Source organism: Brevibacillus sp. FW306-2-1A-C05A (assembly GCF_058781555.1).
Genome location: NZ_JBYSWV010000001.1, coordinates 121,108 through 139,601 on the forward strand (window position 1 = coordinate 121,108; position 18,494 = coordinate 139,601).

General features: G+C 53.3%; 17 protein-coding genes. All 17 read right to left on the reverse strand.

Annotated features, from left to right (window positions below; translation table 11 throughout):
• Nucleotides 1–31: 31 nt before the first annotated feature.
• Complete coding sequence (locus AC3WJN_RS00645; protein ID WP_007786859.1) at nucleotides 32–1,708, reverse strand: ribonuclease J; 1,677 nt, start codon at nucleotides 1,706–1,708, stop codon at nucleotides 32–34.
• Between the two features lie 155 nt (nucleotides 1,709–1,863).
• The gene (gene dapA / locus AC3WJN_RS00650) at nucleotides 1,864–2,730 is read right to left on the reverse strand and encodes a 4-hydroxy-tetrahydrodipicolinate synthase (RefSeq protein ID WP_005834137.1); all 867 of its coding nucleotides are present in this window, start codon (nucleotides 2,728–2,730) and stop codon (nucleotides 1,864–1,866) included.
• Between the two features lie 58 nt (nucleotides 2,731–2,788).
• On the reverse strand, nucleotides 2,789–4,015 hold the full coding sequence (gene dapG, locus AC3WJN_RS00655) for an aspartate kinase (protein WP_005834139.1): 1,227 nt from the start codon (nucleotides 4,013–4,015) through the stop codon (nucleotides 2,789–2,791).
• 11 nt (nucleotides 4,016–4,026) lie between these two features.
• Nucleotides 4,027–5,067, reverse strand: a complete 1,041-nt coding sequence (locus tag AC3WJN_RS00660; protein WP_007786855.1) for an aspartate-semialdehyde dehydrogenase — start codon at nucleotides 5,065–5,067, stop codon at nucleotides 4,027–4,029.
• A 55-nt stretch (nucleotides 5,068–5,122) separates the two neighbouring features.
• Nucleotides 5,123–5,719 (reverse strand): dipicolinate synthase subunit B, encoded by a 597-nt coding sequence (locus tag AC3WJN_RS00665; RefSeq protein WP_007786853.1) that lies wholly within the window; start codon nucleotides 5,717–5,719, stop codon nucleotides 5,123–5,125.
• Entirely contained in the window at nucleotides 5,716–6,615 is a 900-nt protein-coding gene (gene dpsA / locus AC3WJN_RS00670) for a dipicolinate synthase subunit DpsA (protein WP_005834142.1), read from the reverse strand. Before dpsA ends, AC3WJN_RS00665 begins: the two co-directional genes overlap by 4 nt.
• Before the next feature lie 137 nt (nucleotides 6,616–6,752).
• A complete protein-coding gene (locus AC3WJN_RS00675; RefSeq protein ID WP_005834144.1) occupies nucleotides 6,753–7,013 on the reverse strand; it encodes a YlmC/YmxH family sporulation protein in 261 nt (86 codons plus the stop codon).
• Nucleotides 7,014–7,100: 87 nt separating this feature from the next.
• The gene (locus AC3WJN_RS00680; RefSeq protein WP_007786849.1) at nucleotides 7,101–8,354 is read right to left on the reverse strand and encodes a M16 family metallopeptidase; all 1,254 of its coding nucleotides are present in this window, start codon (nucleotides 8,352–8,354) and stop codon (nucleotides 7,101–7,103) included.
• Between the two features lie 117 nt (nucleotides 8,355–8,471).
• A complete protein-coding gene (locus AC3WJN_RS00685; protein ID WP_005834148.1) occupies nucleotides 8,472–9,443 on the reverse strand; it encodes a polysaccharide deacetylase family protein in 972 nt (323 codons plus the stop codon).
• A gap of 143 nt (nucleotides 9,444–9,586) precedes the next feature.
• Complete coding sequence (gene pnp, locus AC3WJN_RS00690; protein WP_007786846.1) at nucleotides 9,587–11,734, reverse strand: polyribonucleotide nucleotidyltransferase; 2,148 nt, start codon at nucleotides 11,732–11,734, stop codon at nucleotides 9,587–9,589.
• A 265-nt stretch (nucleotides 11,735–11,999) separates the two neighbouring features.
• Nucleotides 12,000–12,269 (reverse strand): 30S ribosomal protein S15, encoded by a 270-nt coding sequence (gene rpsO, locus AC3WJN_RS00695; protein WP_025846085.1) that lies wholly within the window; start codon nucleotides 12,267–12,269, stop codon nucleotides 12,000–12,002.
• 133 nt (nucleotides 12,270–12,402) lie between these two features.
• Complete coding sequence (locus AC3WJN_RS00700) at nucleotides 12,403–13,344, reverse strand: bifunctional riboflavin kinase/FAD synthetase (RefSeq protein WP_007786843.1); 942 nt, start codon at nucleotides 13,342–13,344, stop codon at nucleotides 12,403–12,405.
• A gap of 3 nt (nucleotides 13,345–13,347) precedes the next feature.
• The gene (truB, locus tag AC3WJN_RS00705; protein ID WP_007786841.1) at nucleotides 13,348–14,274 is read right to left on the reverse strand and encodes a tRNA pseudouridine(55) synthase TruB; all 927 of its coding nucleotides are present in this window, start codon (nucleotides 14,272–14,274) and stop codon (nucleotides 13,348–13,350) included.
• Nucleotides 14,267–15,262 carry a DHH family phosphoesterase gene (locus tag AC3WJN_RS00710; RefSeq protein ID WP_005834160.1) on the reverse strand — a complete coding sequence of 332 codons (996 nt, stop codon included), beginning with the start codon at nucleotides 15,260–15,262 and terminating at the stop codon, nucleotides 14,267–14,269. The genes truB and AC3WJN_RS00710 overlap by 8 nt, the downstream gene beginning before the upstream one ends.
• Nucleotides 15,252–15,617, reverse strand: a complete 366-nt coding sequence (gene rbfA, locus AC3WJN_RS00715; RefSeq protein ID WP_005834162.1) for a 30S ribosome-binding factor RbfA — start codon at nucleotides 15,615–15,617, stop codon at nucleotides 15,252–15,254. Before rbfA ends, AC3WJN_RS00710 begins: the two co-directional genes overlap by 11 nt.
• Before the next feature lie 24 nt (nucleotides 15,618–15,641).
• Nucleotides 15,642–15,923, reverse strand: coding sequence for a DUF503 domain-containing protein (locus AC3WJN_RS00720; protein ID WP_005834164.1), 282 nt, complete (start codon nucleotides 15,921–15,923; stop codon nucleotides 15,642–15,644).
• Nucleotides 15,923–18,478, reverse strand: coding sequence for a translation initiation factor IF-2 (gene infB, locus AC3WJN_RS00725; protein WP_007786836.1), 2,556 nt, complete (start codon nucleotides 18,476–18,478; stop codon nucleotides 15,923–15,925). The genes AC3WJN_RS00720 and infB overlap by 1 nt, the downstream gene beginning before the upstream one ends.
• Nucleotides 18,479–18,494: the final 16 nt, after the last annotated feature.

Sequence of the window (18,494 nt, forward strand, 5' to 3'; positions counted from 1 at the left end):
TTTTGGGGGATTCCTGACTCTTTTCCTAGCCTTACACTTCCATGATAATCGGCAAGATCATCGGACGGCGACGAGTTTGCTCGTACAAATAACGTCCCAATGATTCTTTTACGTTGTTTTTGAGGGATGACCATTCGTTTACATTTTCTTCCATGCACTTGACAAGTGTTTGGGTCACTATGCGATTCGCTTCATCCAGCAGTTCCTCGGATTCACGCACGTAGACGAAACCGCGAGAGATGATGTCTGGACCAGACAAAATCGTGCCATTTTGTTTGCTGAGTGTAACGACAACTACCAGTATGCCGTCTTGGGACAGTAATTTGCGATCTCTAAGTACGATGTTTCCAACATCGCCGACACCCAGGCCGTCAATCAGGACATTGCCTGCGTGGACTTTCGGGCCATAACGCGCCCGGCCCCCGGAGATTTCCACCGTGTCGCCGTTATCCAGCAAAAAGATGTTCTCCTCTGGAATGCCCACCTGTTCAGCCAGCAAGGAATGCATTTTCAGCATCCGGTATTCGCCGTGAACGGGAATAAAGTACTTAGGCTTCATTAAATTCAGCATCAGTCGCAGTTCTTCCTGACTGCCATGACCGGAGACGTGGACGGTTCCGTTAGGTCCATGGCCGCCATAAATCACATCAGCGCCAATTCTCGAAAGCTGGTCAATCGTGCGCGCTACATACTTTTCATTTCCCGGAATCGGGGTCGCTGCAATAATGACCGTATCTCCTGGAAGGATGTCAATTTTCCGATGGGCGGATCGGGCCATGCGTGTGAGCGCAGACATTGGCTCTCCTTGGCTTCCAGTAGATAAAATAACGACTTGCTCAGCAGGCAGCTTGTTGATTTCGTCGCTCTCGACAATCAAGCCTTCCGGAACGAACAAATAGCCCAGCTCTCTGCTGATATTGATGACGTTTTGCATGCTCCGGCCGACAACTGTCAGCTTGCGGTTGAACTGCACGGCTGCATCCACGACTTGCTGGATGCGGTGCACGTTCGACGCGAAGGTAGAGACGACGATTCGTCCCGTCGCCTTGCTGAAGACGTCTTTGATCGCGATGCCGACAGAGCGTTCCGATCCGGTAAATCCAGGCCGTTCCGCATTCGTACTGTCAGACAGCAAGCACAATACACCACGATCGCCAATCATGGCCATTTTTGCCAGATCGGCAGCCTGGCTGTTGATCGGTGTTTGGTCGAACTTGAAGTCTCCTGTGTGGACGACGTAGCCTTCAGGCGTTTCCAGGCATACTCCCACACAATCCGGAATACTGTGATTCACCCGGAAAAAAGTCGCTTTCATTTTTCCGAGGACGACCTCTGAATCGCTGTTAATCAATACTCGCTTCGTTTCGTTTAGAATACCCGCTTCTTTCAATTTTGCATCAATCAGGCCGAGGGTAAGTTTTGTCGCATAAACCGGGACTTTCAAATGCTTCAGCACATAGCTGAGGCCGCCGATATGATCTTCGTGTCCATGCGTAATAATGATACCCCGAACTTTGTCGCGGTTCTCTTCCAAGTAGGTGATGTCCGGAATCACCATGTCAATTCCCAGCATTTCCTCTTCCGGGAATTTCAATCCGGCATCAATCACTACGATGTCGTCCCCGCTTTGTACCACATACATATTCTTCCCAATTTCGCCGACTCCGCCCAGGGCGAAAATGAGAACAGAGTGATTCGACTTTGCCAAACGTGTAACCTCCTATATTTAGTTGTCATGTCCACTCAAAAAAACCGCCCCAAATCACTTATTTTCATTATACCCGAAGTGAAAACCCGAACACAAGGAAAAAGAGCCATCCCAATTGTGGAATGGCTCTTTTACGCATCTCGTGCTTTTTTCAGTTAGGCAAACAACGAGTGAACAAATGCTTTTTCCTGTTCGTTCAGCTCCACCAATGGCAGACGTACTCCCCCCACGGAAACGCCGAGCTTTTCCAGCGCGACTTTGGTCGGCCCCGGGCTCGGATACGCGAACAGCCCTTCAAACACAGGCATCAGCTTGCGGTGAATGCTCGCCGCTTCCGCGTGTTTTCCTTGGAAGAAGGCGTCCATCATCTCGGTCATTTGCGGGCCGACAACGTGGCTCGCCACACTGACAATGCCTACCCCGCCAATCGACAGGATGGGCAACGTCAAGCCGTCGTCACCGCTGTACAGCTCGAAGCCTTCCGGAGCATGCTCGATAATTTGCGCCATCTGCCCCAGGTTGCCGGAAGCTTCCTTGATGCAAACGACGTTGGGCAGCTTTGCCAGACGCAAGGTCGTCTCTGCCGTCATGTTCACAACCGAGCGGCCAGGTACGTTGTACAGCATGACAGGGAGGTCCGTCGACTCTGCCAATGCTTTGAAATGAGCGTACAGACCTTCCTGGGACGGCTTGCTGTAGTAAGGAGCCACAACCATGACAGCGTCTACGCCGATGGACTGAACCTCCTGGGTGAACTCGATGCTGGACGCGGTGTCGTTGCTGCCCGTTCCGGCGATAATGTGGCACTTGCCTTTTGCATACGCAACGGCGTGGCGAAACAGTTCCAGCTTCTCAGCGCGGGAGAGCGTCGGCGACTCGCCTGTCGTTCCGCTCAGTACGATGCCTGTCGTCCCGTTGGCAATCAGGTGATCGATCAGGCGCTCCGTTTTATCGAAATCAATCTGTAATTGTTCATTAAAAGGCGTTACCATGGCGGTAACCAGCCGACCAAAACGTGCCACTAGCTTTCCAACTCCTCTTGTTGTAATCAGTAGGCATCAAAAATGAAAATAAGAGTGCTCACATATGGTGGGCATGCAGATTGAACTGTTGATGCAAGGCACGTACGGCCCGCACCATTTCCGCCTCATGCACCAGTACCCAAATGGTCGTATGGGAGTCGGCCGATTGCAAAATCTGAATGTCTTCTTGCGTCAGAGCCTCAACGATTCGTGCCATGACGCCCGGCACTCCTGTCATTCCTGCCCCGATGACGGAAACCTTTGCGCAATGCGGCAGCAGTTGCGGTTCGTAGCCCATATCTGTCAAGAGCCGCGCTGCTTTCGGTCCCATCTCGTCGTGAACGGTGTAGGCAACCCCCAGCGGATTCACGTTGATGAAATCGACACTGATGTTATTCGTTGCCATCGTTTTGAATACTTGCAGTTGTGTATCGTAGTAGCCTTCCTTGTTGGCCACCTTGATCTGGGTAATGTTCGGCACGTGGGCAATCCCCATGACGACCCTGTCCTGAACCGAATACCCCTTCTTGCCGATCTCCAGCATGGTCGTCACAAGTGTGCCAGGGTCGTCCGAAAACGTAGAGCGAACGCGAATCGGCACGTTGGCCTGCATAGCGATTTCTACCGCCCGCGGATGAATCACTTTTGCTCCCAGGTGAGCCATGTTGCAAATCTCGGTGTACGTCACCATTTCGAGCGGCTGCGCTTCTTCGACGATGCGCGGGTCCGCTGTCATGATGCCCTCTACATCCGTAAAAATGTCTACCATCTCCGCTTGCAGGGCAACGCCGAGAGCTGTAGCTGTCGTGTCGCTGCCACCGCGTCCCAGCGTCGTAATTTCCCAATTCTCTGTCCGCCCCTGGAAGCCGGGCACGATCACGACTTGGCCTGCATGCAGGTCTTGCAAAATGCGGCTCGGGTCAATCGACATAATTTGCGCATTCGTAAAATCGTCGCTCGTCACGATGTTGGCCTGGCCGCCAGTCAAGATAGTAGCCTTGATGCCGCGGGAATTGAGCATGCTGCACATGACAGTCGCGGAGATGATCTCCCCTGTATGCATCAGCATATCCATCTCGCGGCGAGGCAGTTGGTTCCCATTGCTGCGAACCAACTGCAAAAGTGTATCGGTTGCGTACGGGTCGCCTTTGCGCCCCATGGCCGATACGACAACGACGAGGGCATAGCCTTCGTCGATCGCTTTTTCTATATGGTAGATTGCCCTCATCCGGCAATCTTCCGTCGTCAAGGAAGAACCACCGAACTTCTGGACGAGAATCTTCACAAACCTCTCCCCTATGCTCTTGCTTTGATGAGTTCTTCAGCGATTTGTACTGTATTCCATGCTGCACCTTTGAGAAGGTTGTCAGAAACGATCCACATATGCAGTCCTCGAGGATGATGGAGATCACGACGCAAGCGGCCGACAAACACATCTAGCTTGCCGGTAGCATCCGTAGCCAGAGGATATTGCTGTTCTTGCGGCGTATCTACCACCACAACGCCTGGGGCGTTCTCCAGGAGAGCTCTTACCTCGTTCAGGTCGTAATCCTGTTTCAGCTCCACGTAAACTGACTCACTGTGTCCGTAAACGACCGGAATGCGTACGCATGTGGCAGAAACCTGCACAGTGTCATCACCGAAGATTTTTTTGGTTTCATTGACCATTTTCATCTCTTCGTAAGTAAAGCCGTTGTCAGTAAACACATCAATTTGCGGAATCGCGTTGAAGGCAATTTGATGGTGAACAGGCAGTTTTCCTACAGGCAGGACATGACATTCTGCTTCTTTTCCGTCCAGAACGTCGCGGCTCTGGTCGCGCAGCTCGTTGATTGCGGACTGGCCGGCACCAGACACTGCCTGGTAAGTAGAAACGATAATGCGGTCTATTCCAAAACGATCATACAAGGGTTTCAGAGCGGCTACCATCTGAATGGTAGAGCAGTTTGGATTCGCAATGATTCCTTTATGAGCGAGAGCGGCGTCCATGTTCACCTCTGGCACAACGAGCGGCACATCCGGGTCCATCCGGAATGCGCTGGTGTTGTCGATTACGACGGCGCCGTGACGCACAGCGTGAGGAGCCAGTTCCTTGCTCACGCCTCCTCCCGCGCTGAACAGGGCAAAATCGATTCCCGCAAAGCTCTCAGGAGTAGCTTCTTCCAGGACAACTTCTTGTCCCTTGAACGTGACTGTCTTGCCGGCAGAACGTCCGGAAGCAAGCAGCTTGAGCTGTTTAATCGGGAAGTTGCGCTCTTCCAGTAAGCGAATCATTTGTTGTCCGACTGCGCCAGTCGCACCGACTACTGCTACATTGTAAGTCAGTTGGTTAGCCATCTCTTACTCTCCTCCTAATCGCGAAAAGCAGGTGAATTGTTTTTTTGTGTTTGGTTTAGTAGTTGAATCTTTCGATGAGCAAGGGTTGCAATTGCCTACCTTCCAATGCCGCCTCGCATGTTTCCAGTAACAGGTCCATGCGGGCAACGAGCGAGTTTGGCTTTTTGTCCGGAGCATCCTGCCCGAACGGCACGAAATAGATATTCTTCGCCGCCAACAGCTTGGCAATATTGGCAGCGTTTAATCCCAGACCATCATTGGTGGAGATTGCGATGACAAGCGGTCGCAAATTGCGCATGGTCGCCTTGGCAGCCATGAGTACCGCGCTGTCGGTGATGGCATTTGCCAGACGGCTGGTCGAGCTGCCCGTGCAGGGAGCAATCACCATCACGTCCAACAATTTTGAAGGTCCCAAAGGTTCTGCCTGGGGAATCGTCGAAATCAGTTCCTCCCCTGTCAAATCCTTGAGCTGCTGTTGCCAGCTCTGCGAGGTTCCAAAGCGCGTGTCCGTCGTCATGATCGTATTCGAAACGATCGGAATCACTCTCGCTCCGGCGTCCACAAACCGCTTGATTTGCGGCATGGTTTCTTCAAACGTGCAATGCGATCCTGACAATCCAAAGCCAATGGTCTTTCCCTGCAGCATGCTCATGTTGACTCCCCCCTGGTTCTCCTCTGCTCCGCAATGAGACGCGACAAAATCTGGGCCAAAATCTGCCCTGCGGTTTTCGGTGCAACGATTCCAGGTAATCCGGGAGCGAGAAGCGCTTTGATGCCTCGTCTTTCGGCGTATCGAAAATCTGTCCCTCCCGGCTTGGAGGCAAGATCGAGAATAAACGCCGATTGCGGCATTTGCGCAATGATCTCTGCCGTGAGGAGTAACTGCGGGACGGTATTAAAAATGAAATCAGCATTCGTGACTTGTTGCTTTAGCTCACTGATCGGGAAGGGAGTCAATCCCATCTCATAGATGCGTGCCAAGTGTTCCTGACGCCTAGCCCCCACTCTAACACGCGCTCCCAGTGCATGCAGGGCCCGGGCCATAGACAAACCTGTTCGACCTAATCCCAAAACGATTGACTGAGATCCATGAATCGTGATATCCGTATTTTGAATCGCCATCATGAGTGCTCCCTCCACCGTCGGGATGGAGTTATAGATGGCTACGTCATCGCGATCCAGCAGCTCCACGAGGGGAGTCTGCTTGGATGCCAACAGTTTTTTCAGGTAAGGTTTTGCCATTCCCGTATATACCACGCAATGCTTCGGCAAGCTTTCCACGTGTTGATCCAGAAGCTGCAATTGTTTCGAGCAAAAGATGCTTTCCACAAAGCCTTGGTCATCGGTTCCTACGATGGGCAGGATGAGGGCGTCCACGTCTTTCAACACATCGCATGTTAATGGTCTCTTCGTTGCCCCTGTAAAATTGCTTTCCAGGTTGTCGAAGCCAACTAACGTGACACTGGCGTCCAGTTGAATGCATCGCTTGATGACTTCCAACTGGCGAGCGTCTCCGCCAATGAAGGCAACATGTATGCCGGTTAGCATGCTGCGTTCCCCTTTCCACACATTTTACTGCATTAAATGATCGGAACGCAAAGGTTTTCCTCTTGAAAAAGTTGACGGAAATCCATGCGGTCTACCCCCATCCTATTCGACTCCCGCTACTTCGGTGACACCCCCGCCTACTTTTGCGTAGCTTGTGTCTCTACCTGCGCAAGCGAGATGATGACCATGTCCGGACCGATTTTCACGATCGAGCTCCACGGGATAACCAGGTCCTCCCGTTTTTTTCCGAAGCCAAAGAAGCTGCCGCCGGGCAAAATGATCGACTGAATGACGCCGTTTTCCGGGTGGATGACGAGGTCGGAGTCGCTGATGACCCCCATTTTTTCCCCGTTGTCCAAACCGATGATTTCCTTCCCGCCCAGTTCGCTAAGCCGCATGGAGAAGCCCCCCTTTGTCCTGTTTGCGTTACTGTTGATATACGCAAAAAAATCCGGGCTATGCCGGATTTTTCACAGAGGAAGCTATTAGAGCAACAGATCGTTTTTCACATTGGACGGGTATCCATCCAGCGGGCTTACCATCGCCATCGCCAGCTTAGAGCGGAACAGCTCTTGCGCTACAGCCAGGACCGATTCGTGCGAGACGCGGTCGATTTTGGCGATAATTTCATCGAGGCTGAGATGGCGCTCCAGCAGCAGCTCATTTTTACCGAGGCGGCTCATCCGGCTGTTGGTGCTCTCCAGACTGAGCATGAGGCTACCTTTCAACTGTTCCTTCCCTTTGTTCAGCTCCTTGTCGGTGATGCCGTGATCGGCCACATCGCGCAAGACGTTCGTCACGATATCGAACACCTGCCCCACGTGCTCAGGCGCCGTGCCCGTGTAGACGGTAAACGTGCCCGCTTCCTTGTAGGAGGAATGGTACGAGTAGACCGAGTAGGCAAGCCCCCGCTCCTCGCGAATTTCCTGGAACAGCCGCGAGCTCATGCTGCCTCCCAGGACGTTGTTCAGCAAAATGAGCGAGTAAACGTCCGGATGCCCCACCTTGAAGCCCGGCAGCGACAGGCACAGATGCGCTTGCTCTGTAGCTTTGTTGTGGGCGATCGCGTTTGCCGCGAACGCAGGCTCCGCTAAAGGCGCGAGCTTGCCTGGTCGCTCGAAGCCGCTGAAACGCTTTTTGATCTCTTCAATGAGGCTGTCGTCAAAATTGCCGGCAACCGTTACGACCGTGTTCGTCGGGAGGTAGTGGGCGTTGATGTAGCTGAGCAGGTCATCACGCTTCAGGCTGCGCAGCACGTCTTCCGTTCCCAAAATCGAATAGCCGAGCGGATGCGTGCTGTAAGTCGCTTTTGCGATCAAATCGTGGACGAGATCGTCAGGCGTGTCTTCGTACATGCTGATCTCTTCGATGACCACGTTTTTTTCCTTTTCCAGCTCCTCCGGATCGAATACGGAGTCGAAATACATGTCGGCCAGCACGTCCAGCGCAATCGGAGCGTGCTGGTCGAGCACCCGCGCATAGTAGCAAGTATATTCTTTGGAAGTAAAGGCGTTTACGTTTCCGCCGATCTCGTCAAAAGTCTCCGCGATTTCTTTCGCAGAGCGCGTACTCGTTCCTTTAAAAAACATATGTTCAAGAAAATGGGAAATCCCGTTGTTTTTCTCGTTCTCATATTTCGAACCGGTCCCCACCCAGATGCCTAGCGCAACAGAGCGAACAGACGGAATACGTTCCGTCACAATTCTAAGACCGTTATCACACGTATGACGTTGTATCACACAAATCCTCCTCGGTTAATCATCTCTCTATCCGCAAACTTTCGGGAAGTGAATGTAAACACGTCTAACTATAGCAAACTTCTTTTATCTCCACAATAAAATGAACACGTTTTCGCATCACGGCAGGCGGCGGCTGGAGAGCACCTCGGATACGGTGACCGGGTGCAAGCCCTTTTGCTTGGCAATCGTGAGCAACTGGTCCAGACTGGCCTCTGAGGCTGCTGTCGGGTGCATCAGCACAAGGACGCCGTTGCCCATCAAGCCGCTGATTTTTTTGATGACAAAACTTGGGGAAGGCTTTTTCCAGTCCACGGTATCGGCCGTCCACATGATCGTCTTCATCTGGTAGGAGGCGTGCGCGATTTGCACGACCTGCTTGTTGAACGATCCGGAAGGGGGAGCAAACAAGGCGGGCTTGATCCCCAGTGTTTTGGAAATGACGTCCTGTGTGCGGCTGATCTCCTGGTGGATGCGCTGCGTCCCCAGCGTGCTCATGTCCGGATGCGAGTAGGCGTGATTGCCGATCTCATGGCCGCGCGCGGCAATTTTTTTCGCCTCTTCCGGATAGCGCTTGACCCACGAGCCATCCAGAAAAAACGTCGTCTTCACTTTGTGCTTATCCAATGTATCCAGCATCGAATCCAAGTATTCATTGCCCCAGGCTACGTTAATCATGAAGGAAATGGTCGGCTTCTTCGGATTTCCCCGGTAGATGGGCTGCGCCCCAAGCTGATCGAGCGAGACGGCTGGCGGAACTTCCTTGTAGACCAGCATTTCCGGCCCGGTCACTCCGGCAGCGAGCATCTTTTCCACGGACGCTTCCACGTCCACGACGCGTCCGTTGTAGCCAGGGATCGCTTTCCACGTCTGATCCACGACGGCATCGACAGGCGCTTCCTCCCGTCCTTCCTTCCACTGCTCAATTTGGGCCCGCAACCGCTCTTTTTCATCCAAAATTTTTTCCGCCGTCACGACCTGATCGTTTTTGACAAAGCTGATGTATTGGTGGATCGGCTGGTATTGCAGCAGCAGCGCCATCGCTCCTGCGACAAAGACCGTAACCCACAGCCTCCTCTTTCTTTCAGCCATCGTGGAGCCAGCCCTCCTCTTTGTACGTACAAGTCTCTCTTTGTCCAATGTATGAACGAGGCGAGTGACTTAGACATTTTGGCCAAAAGAAAAAAGCTTCCGTACACGAATTTCTTCGAGTGACGAAGCCTTTTGTTTGTCGTTTATTCTGCTTGGGTCGGTGCCTTGTCGGCCTGAGCTGCGGCCGCTTGTTCCTTGAGCACGGCTTTGCGGGACAAGTTGATGCGACCTTGATCGTCGATCTCGGTTACTTTTACTTGTACCTTGTCGCCAATTGCTACGACATCTTCCGTCTTGGCTACGCGTTCCTCAGCCAGTTGGGAGATGTGACACAAACCTTCCTTGCCAGCAAACAGCTCGATGAACGCCCCGTACTTCTCTACGCGCTTGACGGTTCCCAGATAAATCTGGCCGACCGCAACCTCGCGAACCAGGTCCTCGATGATTTGCTTCGCGCGCATGTTCGCTTCGTGGTTGATCGAAGCGATGAACACACGTCCATCTTGCTCGATGTCGATTTTGACGCCGGTTTCTTCGATGATTTTGTTGATGACGCGACCTTGTGGGCCGATTACATCGCGGATTTTGTCCGGGTTGATGGTCATGGTCAAAATCTTCGGCGCGTAAGGAGACAGCTCTTTGCGCGGTTCGGAAATCGTGCTCATCATGTGCTTGAGGATGTGCAGGCGACCTTCGCGCGCTTGCTCCAGCGCTTGCTGCAAAATTTCCCGATTGATCCCGGAAATTTTGATGTCCATCTGAATCGCCGTTACGCCAGCCTCGGTACCTGCTACCTTGAAGTCCATATCGCCTAAATGGTCTTCCATGCCCTGGATGTCTGTCAAAATGGAGAAAGACTGTTCATCCTTGCTCATAATCAAGCCCATGGCGATACCGGCTACAGGAGCCTTGATCGGTACTCCGGCATCCATCAGAGCCAGCACGCTCGCGCAAATGGAAGCTTGCGATGTCGAGCCGTTGGACTCAATGACTTCGGAAACTAGGCGGATCGTGTACGGGAACTCGTGCTCGGAAGGAATGATCGGCTCGATTGCACGCTCACCCAACGCTCCGTGCCCGATTTCGCGACGGCCTGGAGGACGCAGCGGACGAGCTTCCCCTACGCTGTAAGGCGGGAAGTTGTAATGGTGCATGAATCGTTTCGATTCTTCCAGTCCAAGACCATCGAGAATTTGCACATCGCCCAGCGCGCCCAGTGTGCAGACGCTCAACGCCTGTGTTTGACCGCGGGTAAACATCGCGGAACCGTGCGTGCGGGACAAAATGCCAGTCTCGCTGGAAAGCGGACGAATTTCGTTCAAAGCTCGTCCATCCGGGCGAACTTTTTCTTCTGTAATGAGACGGCGAACTTCGTCCTTGACGATGTTGCCCAGCACTTCGCTAATCATTTTCTCCTGCTCTGGATAAGCTTCCGGATCTTTGGCAGCGAAATGTTCCTTCGTCTCTTCCTTGATGTTGTCAATCGCGTCGTAACGCGCCTGCTTCTCTTCAATCCGAACGGCTTCTTTCAGACGTGCTTCTGCAAATTCGCGCACAGCCTGATCGATTTCCGGATCGACTTCATGCAGGATGACTTCCATTTTTTCTTTGCCGATTTCGGCTACGATCTGGTTTTGGAACTCCACCAGTTGCTTGATAACCTCATGGCCGGCCATGATCGCTTCCAGCATAACGGACTCTGGCACTTGGTTAGCGGCTGCTTCCACCATGTTGATCGCTTTGTGTGTACCTGCGACTACGAGGTGAATATCGCTTTTTTCTGCCTGCTCCACAGTCGGGTTGATGATGAACTCGCCGTCAATGCGCCCAACGATGACACCGGCAATCGGTCCTTCAAACGGAATCTCGGAAACGCATAGAGCGGCAGACGTCCCGATCATAGCGGCGATTTCCGGAGAGCAGTCCTGGTCAACCGACAGAACAGTATTGACAATTTGTACGTCGTTGCGGAATCCTTCTGCAAAAAGGGGACGGATCGGGCGGTCAATCAAACGGCTTGCCAAAATGGCTTTTTCGCTTGGGCGACCTTCTCTTTTAATAAAGCCGCCGGGAATTTTACCGACCGCATAGAGACGTTCCTCATAGTTGACAGTCAACGGGAAGAAGTCGAGCGCTTTCGGCTCCTTCGAGACTGTAACTGCAGACAGGATTGCCGTATCGCCGTACCGAACCAGAACCGAGCCGTTCGCCTGTTTGGCCATTTTGCCAAATTCCAGCGTCAGCTTGCGGCCTGCCAGTTCAAAATCATATGTACGGTATTGTTGCTCCATGATGCTAGCAGTCCTCCTTTGCGACAATGTGCATATCTACACTTTGTTTTCTACCTGTATGTATTATTTCCTGCCACCGTGAAAATTAAATGGTGAGCTTTGGCAGTCGTTTTGGATAATAAAAAAAGCTTCTGTTGAAGCCAATTCCATTGCGCCTGTATCGCATGCTTTGTGTTATCGCTTCAGAGAGCCTGACAGCAAGAAGCGCCAAGCTCTCCTACACGATAGAAAAAGCGGGAAGAACCCGCTTTTTACAAAACGCTGACTAGCGGCGCAGACCCAGGCGGTCTACTACCGAACGATAGCGTTGAACATCTGCTTCACGCAGGTATGTCAACAGGTTGCGGCGTTGACCTACCATTTTCAACAGACCACGACGGCTGTGGTGATCTTTTTTGTGCGTACGCAAGTGTCCGTTCAGGTTGTTAATGTTTTCGGTCAAGATAGCGATTTGAACTTCCGGCGAACCGGTGTCGTTCTCGTGAGTACGGAACTCTTGGATCAGTTGAGTTTTACGTTCTTGAGACAATGCCATCATGACTCACCTCCTTATTTTATATCCCGTTAGCCGAGTCTGCCGTCGGTGAGCATCGGACAGCCAAGCTACGGTTATCTGTACAACGTTTTGAATTATAGCATATCATTTCAGGAAAAGCAAAGAGATTCCGTTACGAGATTCCCTCGGCAAATTTGCGCTTGGCCATGTCTACGTCGCGGCCGATTTGCGCGATCAGCGCATCCACACCGCCGAACTTTTGCTCTTCCCTGATGTAGAACAGAAATTCTACTTCGACTTCCTTGTCGTAAATGTCACCAGAGAACTCGAAAATGTGCACTTCTAGTGATTTTTCTTTCTTCTCCAGCTCAAACGTAGGCTTGATCCCGACATTCATCACGCCGAAGTAGCTCTTGGAATCGACCGTGAAGCGCACGCCGTACACGCCGTTTTTGCCGATGAGATAAGGCTGTCCGACCCGGACGTTCGCCGTCGGGAAGCCGATCGTGCGCCCGCGCTTGTCGCCGTGAACGACCTTGCCGCGCACCTTGTACGGGCGGCCCAGCAGATGGCGCACCTGCTCGACATTTCCGTGGTGGAGATACTCGCGGATGATCGTGCTGCTCACTTTTTCCCCCAGCCGGTTGACCGGGCTGATGATGTCGAGCCCGTAGCGGCCTTTGCTCATCTCCTGCAGCGTTTGGGCGGTTCCCATTCCCCTGTAGCCAAACGTGTAGTCGAAGCCGACCACGACATGCCGGCACGCGAGGGGAAGCATGCACTCGGTAATGAAGTCCTCCGGGTAAACCGCGGCAAACCCGATATCGAACTTCATGACATACGTCCTGTCTACCCCCATCTTTTCGAATTGTTCCAGCTTGTCGGAAAGCGGGGTGAGGTAGCTCGTATAGCCGCTTTGCCCAAGAACCTCGCGCGGATGGGGGTCGAACGTCAGCACCGTACTCTCCCATCCGTTCGCTTTTGCGGTGTCAATCGCCTTTTGAATCACCCGGCGATGTCCAATATGTACGCCATCGAAATAGCCAAGCGCAATCGCGCATGGCGTCGCCTGCAACTCATTTGGTAGTGGATAGGTCAGGGAGATCGTTTTCACGGTTTACACCTCGGCTGGAAAGACTTTTTCTGCTTTGGCGAAAAGACCTTTGTCCCCACGGCACACGCGATGAATCCCCAGCAGCTCTTCGCCTGCAAACAGGCAGATCAGGCTGCCTACCTCGGCATCGACTCCTGGCAGCGCAGTCGCCAGTCCATTGCGCACCGCACGGGTTCGCTCCGGTTTGACCTGATAAGACGGCAAAAATGAAATCGCCTGTGGGATGGAGACAAGATAACGGGAGAGGTCCTCCCCACTCGCAGCCCGCTCCTCCAGTTCCTGAAGAGGAATCGCCTCCTCCTCTACGAACGGACCGCTCTTGATTCGCCGAAGCAGTTTCATATGGGCAGGATAACCCAGAGCGCGACCGAGGTCAACACATAAGGTGCGCATGTACGTCCCTTTCGAGCATGTGCACGTGAACGAGATATCGACGCTGTCCCCGTCTGCCTTGATCTCGTGGAGCGTCAGCTCGTACAGCGTCACTTTGCGCGGCTGGCGCTCGATGACCGTGCCTTCGCGGGCCAGGTCGTAGAGGCGCTTCCCGTTTACTTTTACCGCGGAAAACATCGGCGGGACCTGCTCGATCTCTCCCAAAAACGATTGCAGCAATTGCTCGATGCGCTCTACCGTAATCGCGGCTGCGTCTACCGGAGCTTGCTCCAGCACTTCACCGGAGGCATCCTCCGTCGTCGTCGCGGAGCCGAGCCGCAAGACGACGTTGTAGCGCTTGGGCAAATCCTGCAAATACTCTACCAGGCGAGTCGCGTTGCCCACGCAGATCGGCAGCACGCCTGTCACATCGGGGTCGAGCGTTCCCGTGTGTCCTACCTTTTTCGTTCCATACAGCCGGCGGATGCGCGCCACGCAATCGTGGGAAGTCATGCCCGCCGGCTTGTCGATTACCAGCACGCCGTGCGCGTTACTCATCGTGTTTCACTCCTAATGCTGGCTCCAGTACGTCCCATACTTTTTGTTTCGCTTCCGCGATCGTCCCTTTGACCGTGCAGCCGGAAGCTTTGGCATGCCCTCCGCCGCCGAGTTGCTTGGCAACAGCCGACACGTCCACGCGATCTCTCGCGCGCATGCTGACCTTGACGATTCCCGGCTCCGACTCCACAAAGGAAACGCCGACCTCGACGCCTTCGATGTTGCGGCAGTAGTTCACCAGTCCGCCTGCATCCTCGCGCTTCGCCTCTGCCTCGGCAAAATCATCGACCGACACGCAAATGGAGGCGACGAGGTTTTGGTGGGACAACTGCAACGTCTGCAGGGCGCGGCGCAAAACTTTGACATGCGCAAACGTGATTTCCTCCAGGCATCGCTCCGCCACTTCGCCCGGCTTCACCCCGTAGGTCAGCAAGCGGGCCGCGATTTCCATTACCCGTGGCGTCGTATTGGAGTAGCGAAAGCCGCCTGTGTCTGTCAAAAGGCCGGTATAGATGCACAAGGCGAGTTCTTCGTTGAACGCGATTCCCGCCTCTTCCGCCACTTCAAACAAAATTTCCGCTGTCGCCGCCGCTTCCGGCCGCACCAGGTTGACCGTTCCGAACATGTCGTTGGTCGGGTGGTGGTCGATATTGAGGACAGCGGCGCCAGATGCAAATAAAGGCCGCACATCGCCCATCCGTGACTCATCGGCACAGTCTACGGCGATTACGGCCTCGAACATTTCGGTCAGCGGTTGTTTGCGCAGGTTGCGCAAGCGGTCAAAACGCGGCAAAAAGTCAAACTTGAGCGGCGTTTCCCCTTCGTTCACCACTACGTACTCTTTTCCCAACTGTTCAAGCATGAGCACGACTCCAAGCGCAGAGCCGGTAGCATCGCCATCTGGATTGACATGGGAAAGAACCAGGAAGCGGTCATGCTCCCGGAAAAAGCGGGCCGCTTCCTCTACTGCTGCTCGATTAGGATTCATCCTGTTTCTCTCCTTCTGTGGAGATTTCCCGCAGGATCGACTCAATTTTGGAACCGTAGTCAATCGACTCATCCAACTTGAAGACGAAGTCGGGAATATGGCGTAACTTGACGCGTTTGCCAATTTCGGTACGCAGGTAGCCTTTGGCTTTCGTCAGTCCTGCCAGAGAGTCTTTGCGCTGCTCCTCGCTGCCGAAAATGCTGACGAATACTTTCGCAAGCTGGAGATCGCTGCTCACTTCTACATCCGTTACCGTAACAAAGCCGACGCGAGGATCTTTCAGTCCACGTTGCAAGATGAGGCTCAGTTCTTTTTTGATTTCTTCGCCGACGCGGCTCATTCGTGTTTTGTTCATCTATTCTCACCTCCGCTGGCTGCCCTATTCGTAGTATTCCGTATCGACCCGAATCAACTCCACATCGGGATGGTTTTCCACGAACCGCACGACAGCCTGCATTTCTTGTTGCAAAAATGACATTTCATTAGCAACGGCAGCGATACCCAACACGGTACGCTGCCACTGCTCGGGATAAGCCATCTCCGCTGCGGAGACGTTGAAGCGGCTTCGCAGCTTGCCAATGAGACTTTTGACGATGGCCCGTTTTTCTTTCAAGTTTTGGCAAGCGGGCAGAAACAGTTCAATCTGCACCCCTGCTACCATTATTGCTTCACTTCAACCATGACGAAGGCTTCGACTACGTCGCCGACTTTGAGGTCCTGGAAGCGTTCCAAGGTCAGACCGCACTCGTAGCCTGCGTTTACCTCTTTGGCGTCGTCCTTGAAGCGTTTCAAGGTGTCCAGCTTGCCTTCGTAGATGACGATGCCTTCGCGGATCAGACGAGCACCTGCATCGCGGCTCAGTTTTCCTTCGGTTACATAGCAACCGGCGATGTTGCCGACTTTGGATACTTTGAAGACTTCGCGGATTTCTGCCTGACCGATGATGTTTTCTTTGTACACAGGGTCCAGCATGCCTTTCAGAGCTTGCTCGATCTCTTCGATCACGGTGTAGATCACGCGGTGCAGACGAATGTCGATTTTCTCCTGTTCAGCCATGCTGCGAGCGTTTGGCTCAGGACGCACGTTGAAACCGATGATGATCGCATTCGATGCGTTTGCCAGCGTAACGTCGGACTCGGTGATCGCGCCGACGCCAGTGTGAATGATTTTCACACGGGTACCGTTGACGTCGATTTTTTCCAGGGAGCCGCGCAGAGCTTCTACAGAACCTTGCACGTCGCCTTTTACGATCAGGTTCAGCTCTTTGATATCGCCTTCCTGAATGTGCTGGAACAGATCGTCCAGCGATACGCGAGAGCTTGCACGGCGCTCGGATTCACGCTGCTTGGCTGCGCGCGCTTCCCCGATTGCACGGGCTTTTTTCTCGTCTTCAAACACGCGGAACTGGTCGCCCGCTTGCGGTACATCGTTCAGACCTGTAATTTCCACAGGGGTAGAAGGACCTGCTTCTTTCAGACGGCGGCCTTTGTCGTTGACCATCGCACGTACACGGCCGTAGGTAGAGCCGACTACGATCGGATCGCCGACGCGCAGCGTTCCTTGCTGTACCAGAATGGTCGCTACAGGACCGCGGCCTTTGTCGAGCTCAGCTTCGACTACCGTACCGCGCGCACGCTTGTCAGGGTTTGCTTTCAGCTCCTGAACCTCTGCGACGAGCAAGATGTACTCAAGCAGCTCTTCGATCCCAGTGCGCTGCTTCGCAGACAGTGGAGAGAAAATGGTGTCCCCGCCCCACTCTTCCGCAACGAGCTCATACTCGGTAAGCTCTTGCTTGATGCGGTCGATGTTGGCTTCCGGTTTATCCACCTTGTTGACAGCGACGATGATCGGCACGTTTGCCGCTTTCGCGTGGCTGATCGCCTCTACGGTTTGTGGCATCACGCCGTCATCGGCAGCAACGACGAGGATCGTAATGTCGGTAATTTGCGCACCGCGGGCACGCATGGTCGTGAACGCCGCGTGACCAGGTGTATCGAGGAACGTGATCTTCTTGCCTTTGATCTCGACCTGATAAGCACCGATATGCTGGGTAATCCCGCCTGCTTCCCCCGCTACTACGTTCGTGGAGCGGATGGCGTCGAGCAACGTTGTTTTCCCGTGGTCAACGTGACCCATGATGGTGACGACTGGCGGACGCTCTACGAGCGACTCAGGCGGATCTACTTCTTCGAGCGTTTCGAAGTTGGTTTCGTCGATGACGATTTTTTCTTCGACTTCTACGTTGTAATCAGCGCAGATCAGCTCGATCGCTTCGCGTTCCAGGTATTGGTTGATCGTTGCCATGATCCCCAAATTAAACAACTTTTTGATGATTTCCGCCGGTTCCTTGCGCAGTTTCACAGCCAGCTCGTTCACCGTCAACGACTCGGTAAAGGTGATTTTGCTAGGCGTCTCAAGCACTGGACGCTGTGGCTTTTGTCCGCCGCGCTGGTGGTTGTTGCCGCCACGACGGTTGTTTTGGTTGCGGTTATTTCCGCCGCGGAAAGGCGTGTTCTTTTTGTTGTCTTCAAACGTCTTTTGCGTTTGTGGAGCTTTTTTGATTTTCTCGCGTTTTTCCAAACCGACATTGGATGGAAGTTTTACTTTGTCTTCAAACTCATCCCCGGTGCGGCCTTCCGTTTGGCTGGCAGTTGCCTGTTGCGGAGGACGCTGCTGGTTTTGCGGTCTTTGTTGGTTTTGTGGTCTTTGTTGGCTCTGTGGACGTTGTTGGTTTTGCGGCTTACGGTCAGTCGGTTTTGCTGGTTGACTTCTCATATGGTTTGGTCTTCTCTCCTGATTCTTCCCCTGATTTTTTCCGTGTTGAGGACTATGCTGATCGGGCTGATTTCCGCTGGTGCTGCCTGGACGATTGTTGCCGGAAAAATCGCCGCGATCGCGTTCGTTTTGTCTGTCGTTTTTTGCAGCTTGTGACGGCTGCCCCTGCCCTGCGTGGGACTGGGTTTGTTGTCCTCTGGATTCGTTGGGGCGTCGTTGATCGTCCATTTGTTTTGATCTTGCATCGCCAGGCGTATTGCGCGCTTCCGGCTTGGAGCCGGCACGCAGTTTGGCCATGTGATCCTCGATCCGCTTGATCGTCCCTTCTTCCATAATACTCATATGATTTGCTACTTCTATGTTCAATCGTTTTAGCAAATTGAGGATTTCCTTACTGCTCATGTTGTGCTGTTTGGCATATTCATACACACGTGTCTTCAAATAAACTTCACCCTTT

What these genes read in the sequence shown, in the direction of transcription:
- AC3WJN_RS00660 (WP_007786855.1), bottom strand. Translation starts at nt 5,067, where the DNA reads ATGGCTAACCAACTGACTTACAATGTAGCAGTAGTCGGTGCGACTGGC.
- AC3WJN_RS00665 (WP_007786853.1), bottom strand. Translation starts at nt 5,719, where the DNA reads ATGAGCATGCTGCAGGGAAAGACCATTGGCTTTGGATTGTCAGGATCG.
- dpsA (WP_005834142.1), bottom strand. Translation starts at nt 6,615, where the DNA reads ATGCTAACCGGCATACATGTTGCCTTCATTGGCGGAGACGCTCGCCAG.
- AC3WJN_RS00675 (WP_005834144.1), bottom strand. Translation starts at nt 7,013, where the DNA reads ATGCGGCTTAGCGAACTGGGCGGGAAGGAAATCATCGGTTTGGACAAC.
- AC3WJN_RS00685 (WP_005834148.1), bottom strand. Translation starts at nt 9,443, where the DNA reads ATGGCTGAAAGAAAGAGGAGGCTGTGGGTTACGGTCTTTGTCGCAGGA.
- pnp (WP_007786846.1), bottom strand. Translation starts at nt 11,734, where the DNA reads ATGGAGCAACAATACCGTACATATGATTTTGAACTGGCAGGCCGCAAG.
- rpsO (WP_025846085.1), bottom strand. Translation starts at nt 12,269, where the DNA reads ATGGCATTGTCTCAAGAACGTAAAACTCAACTGATCCAAGAGTTCCGT.
- truB (WP_007786841.1), bottom strand. Translation starts at nt 14,274, where the DNA reads ATGAGTAACGCGCACGGCGTGCTGGTAATCGACAAGCCGGCGGGCATG.
- AC3WJN_RS00710 (WP_005834160.1), bottom strand. Translation starts at nt 15,262, where the DNA reads ATGAATCCTAATCGAGCAGCAGTAGAGGAAGCGGCCCGCTTTTTCCGG.
- rbfA (WP_005834162.1), bottom strand. Translation starts at nt 15,617, where the DNA reads ATGAACAAAACACGAATGAGCCGCGTCGGCGAAGAAATCAAAAAAGAA.
- AC3WJN_RS00720 (WP_005834164.1), bottom strand. Translation starts at nt 15,923, where the DNA reads ATGGTAGCAGGGGTGCAGATTGAACTGTTTCTGCCCGCTTGCCAAAAC.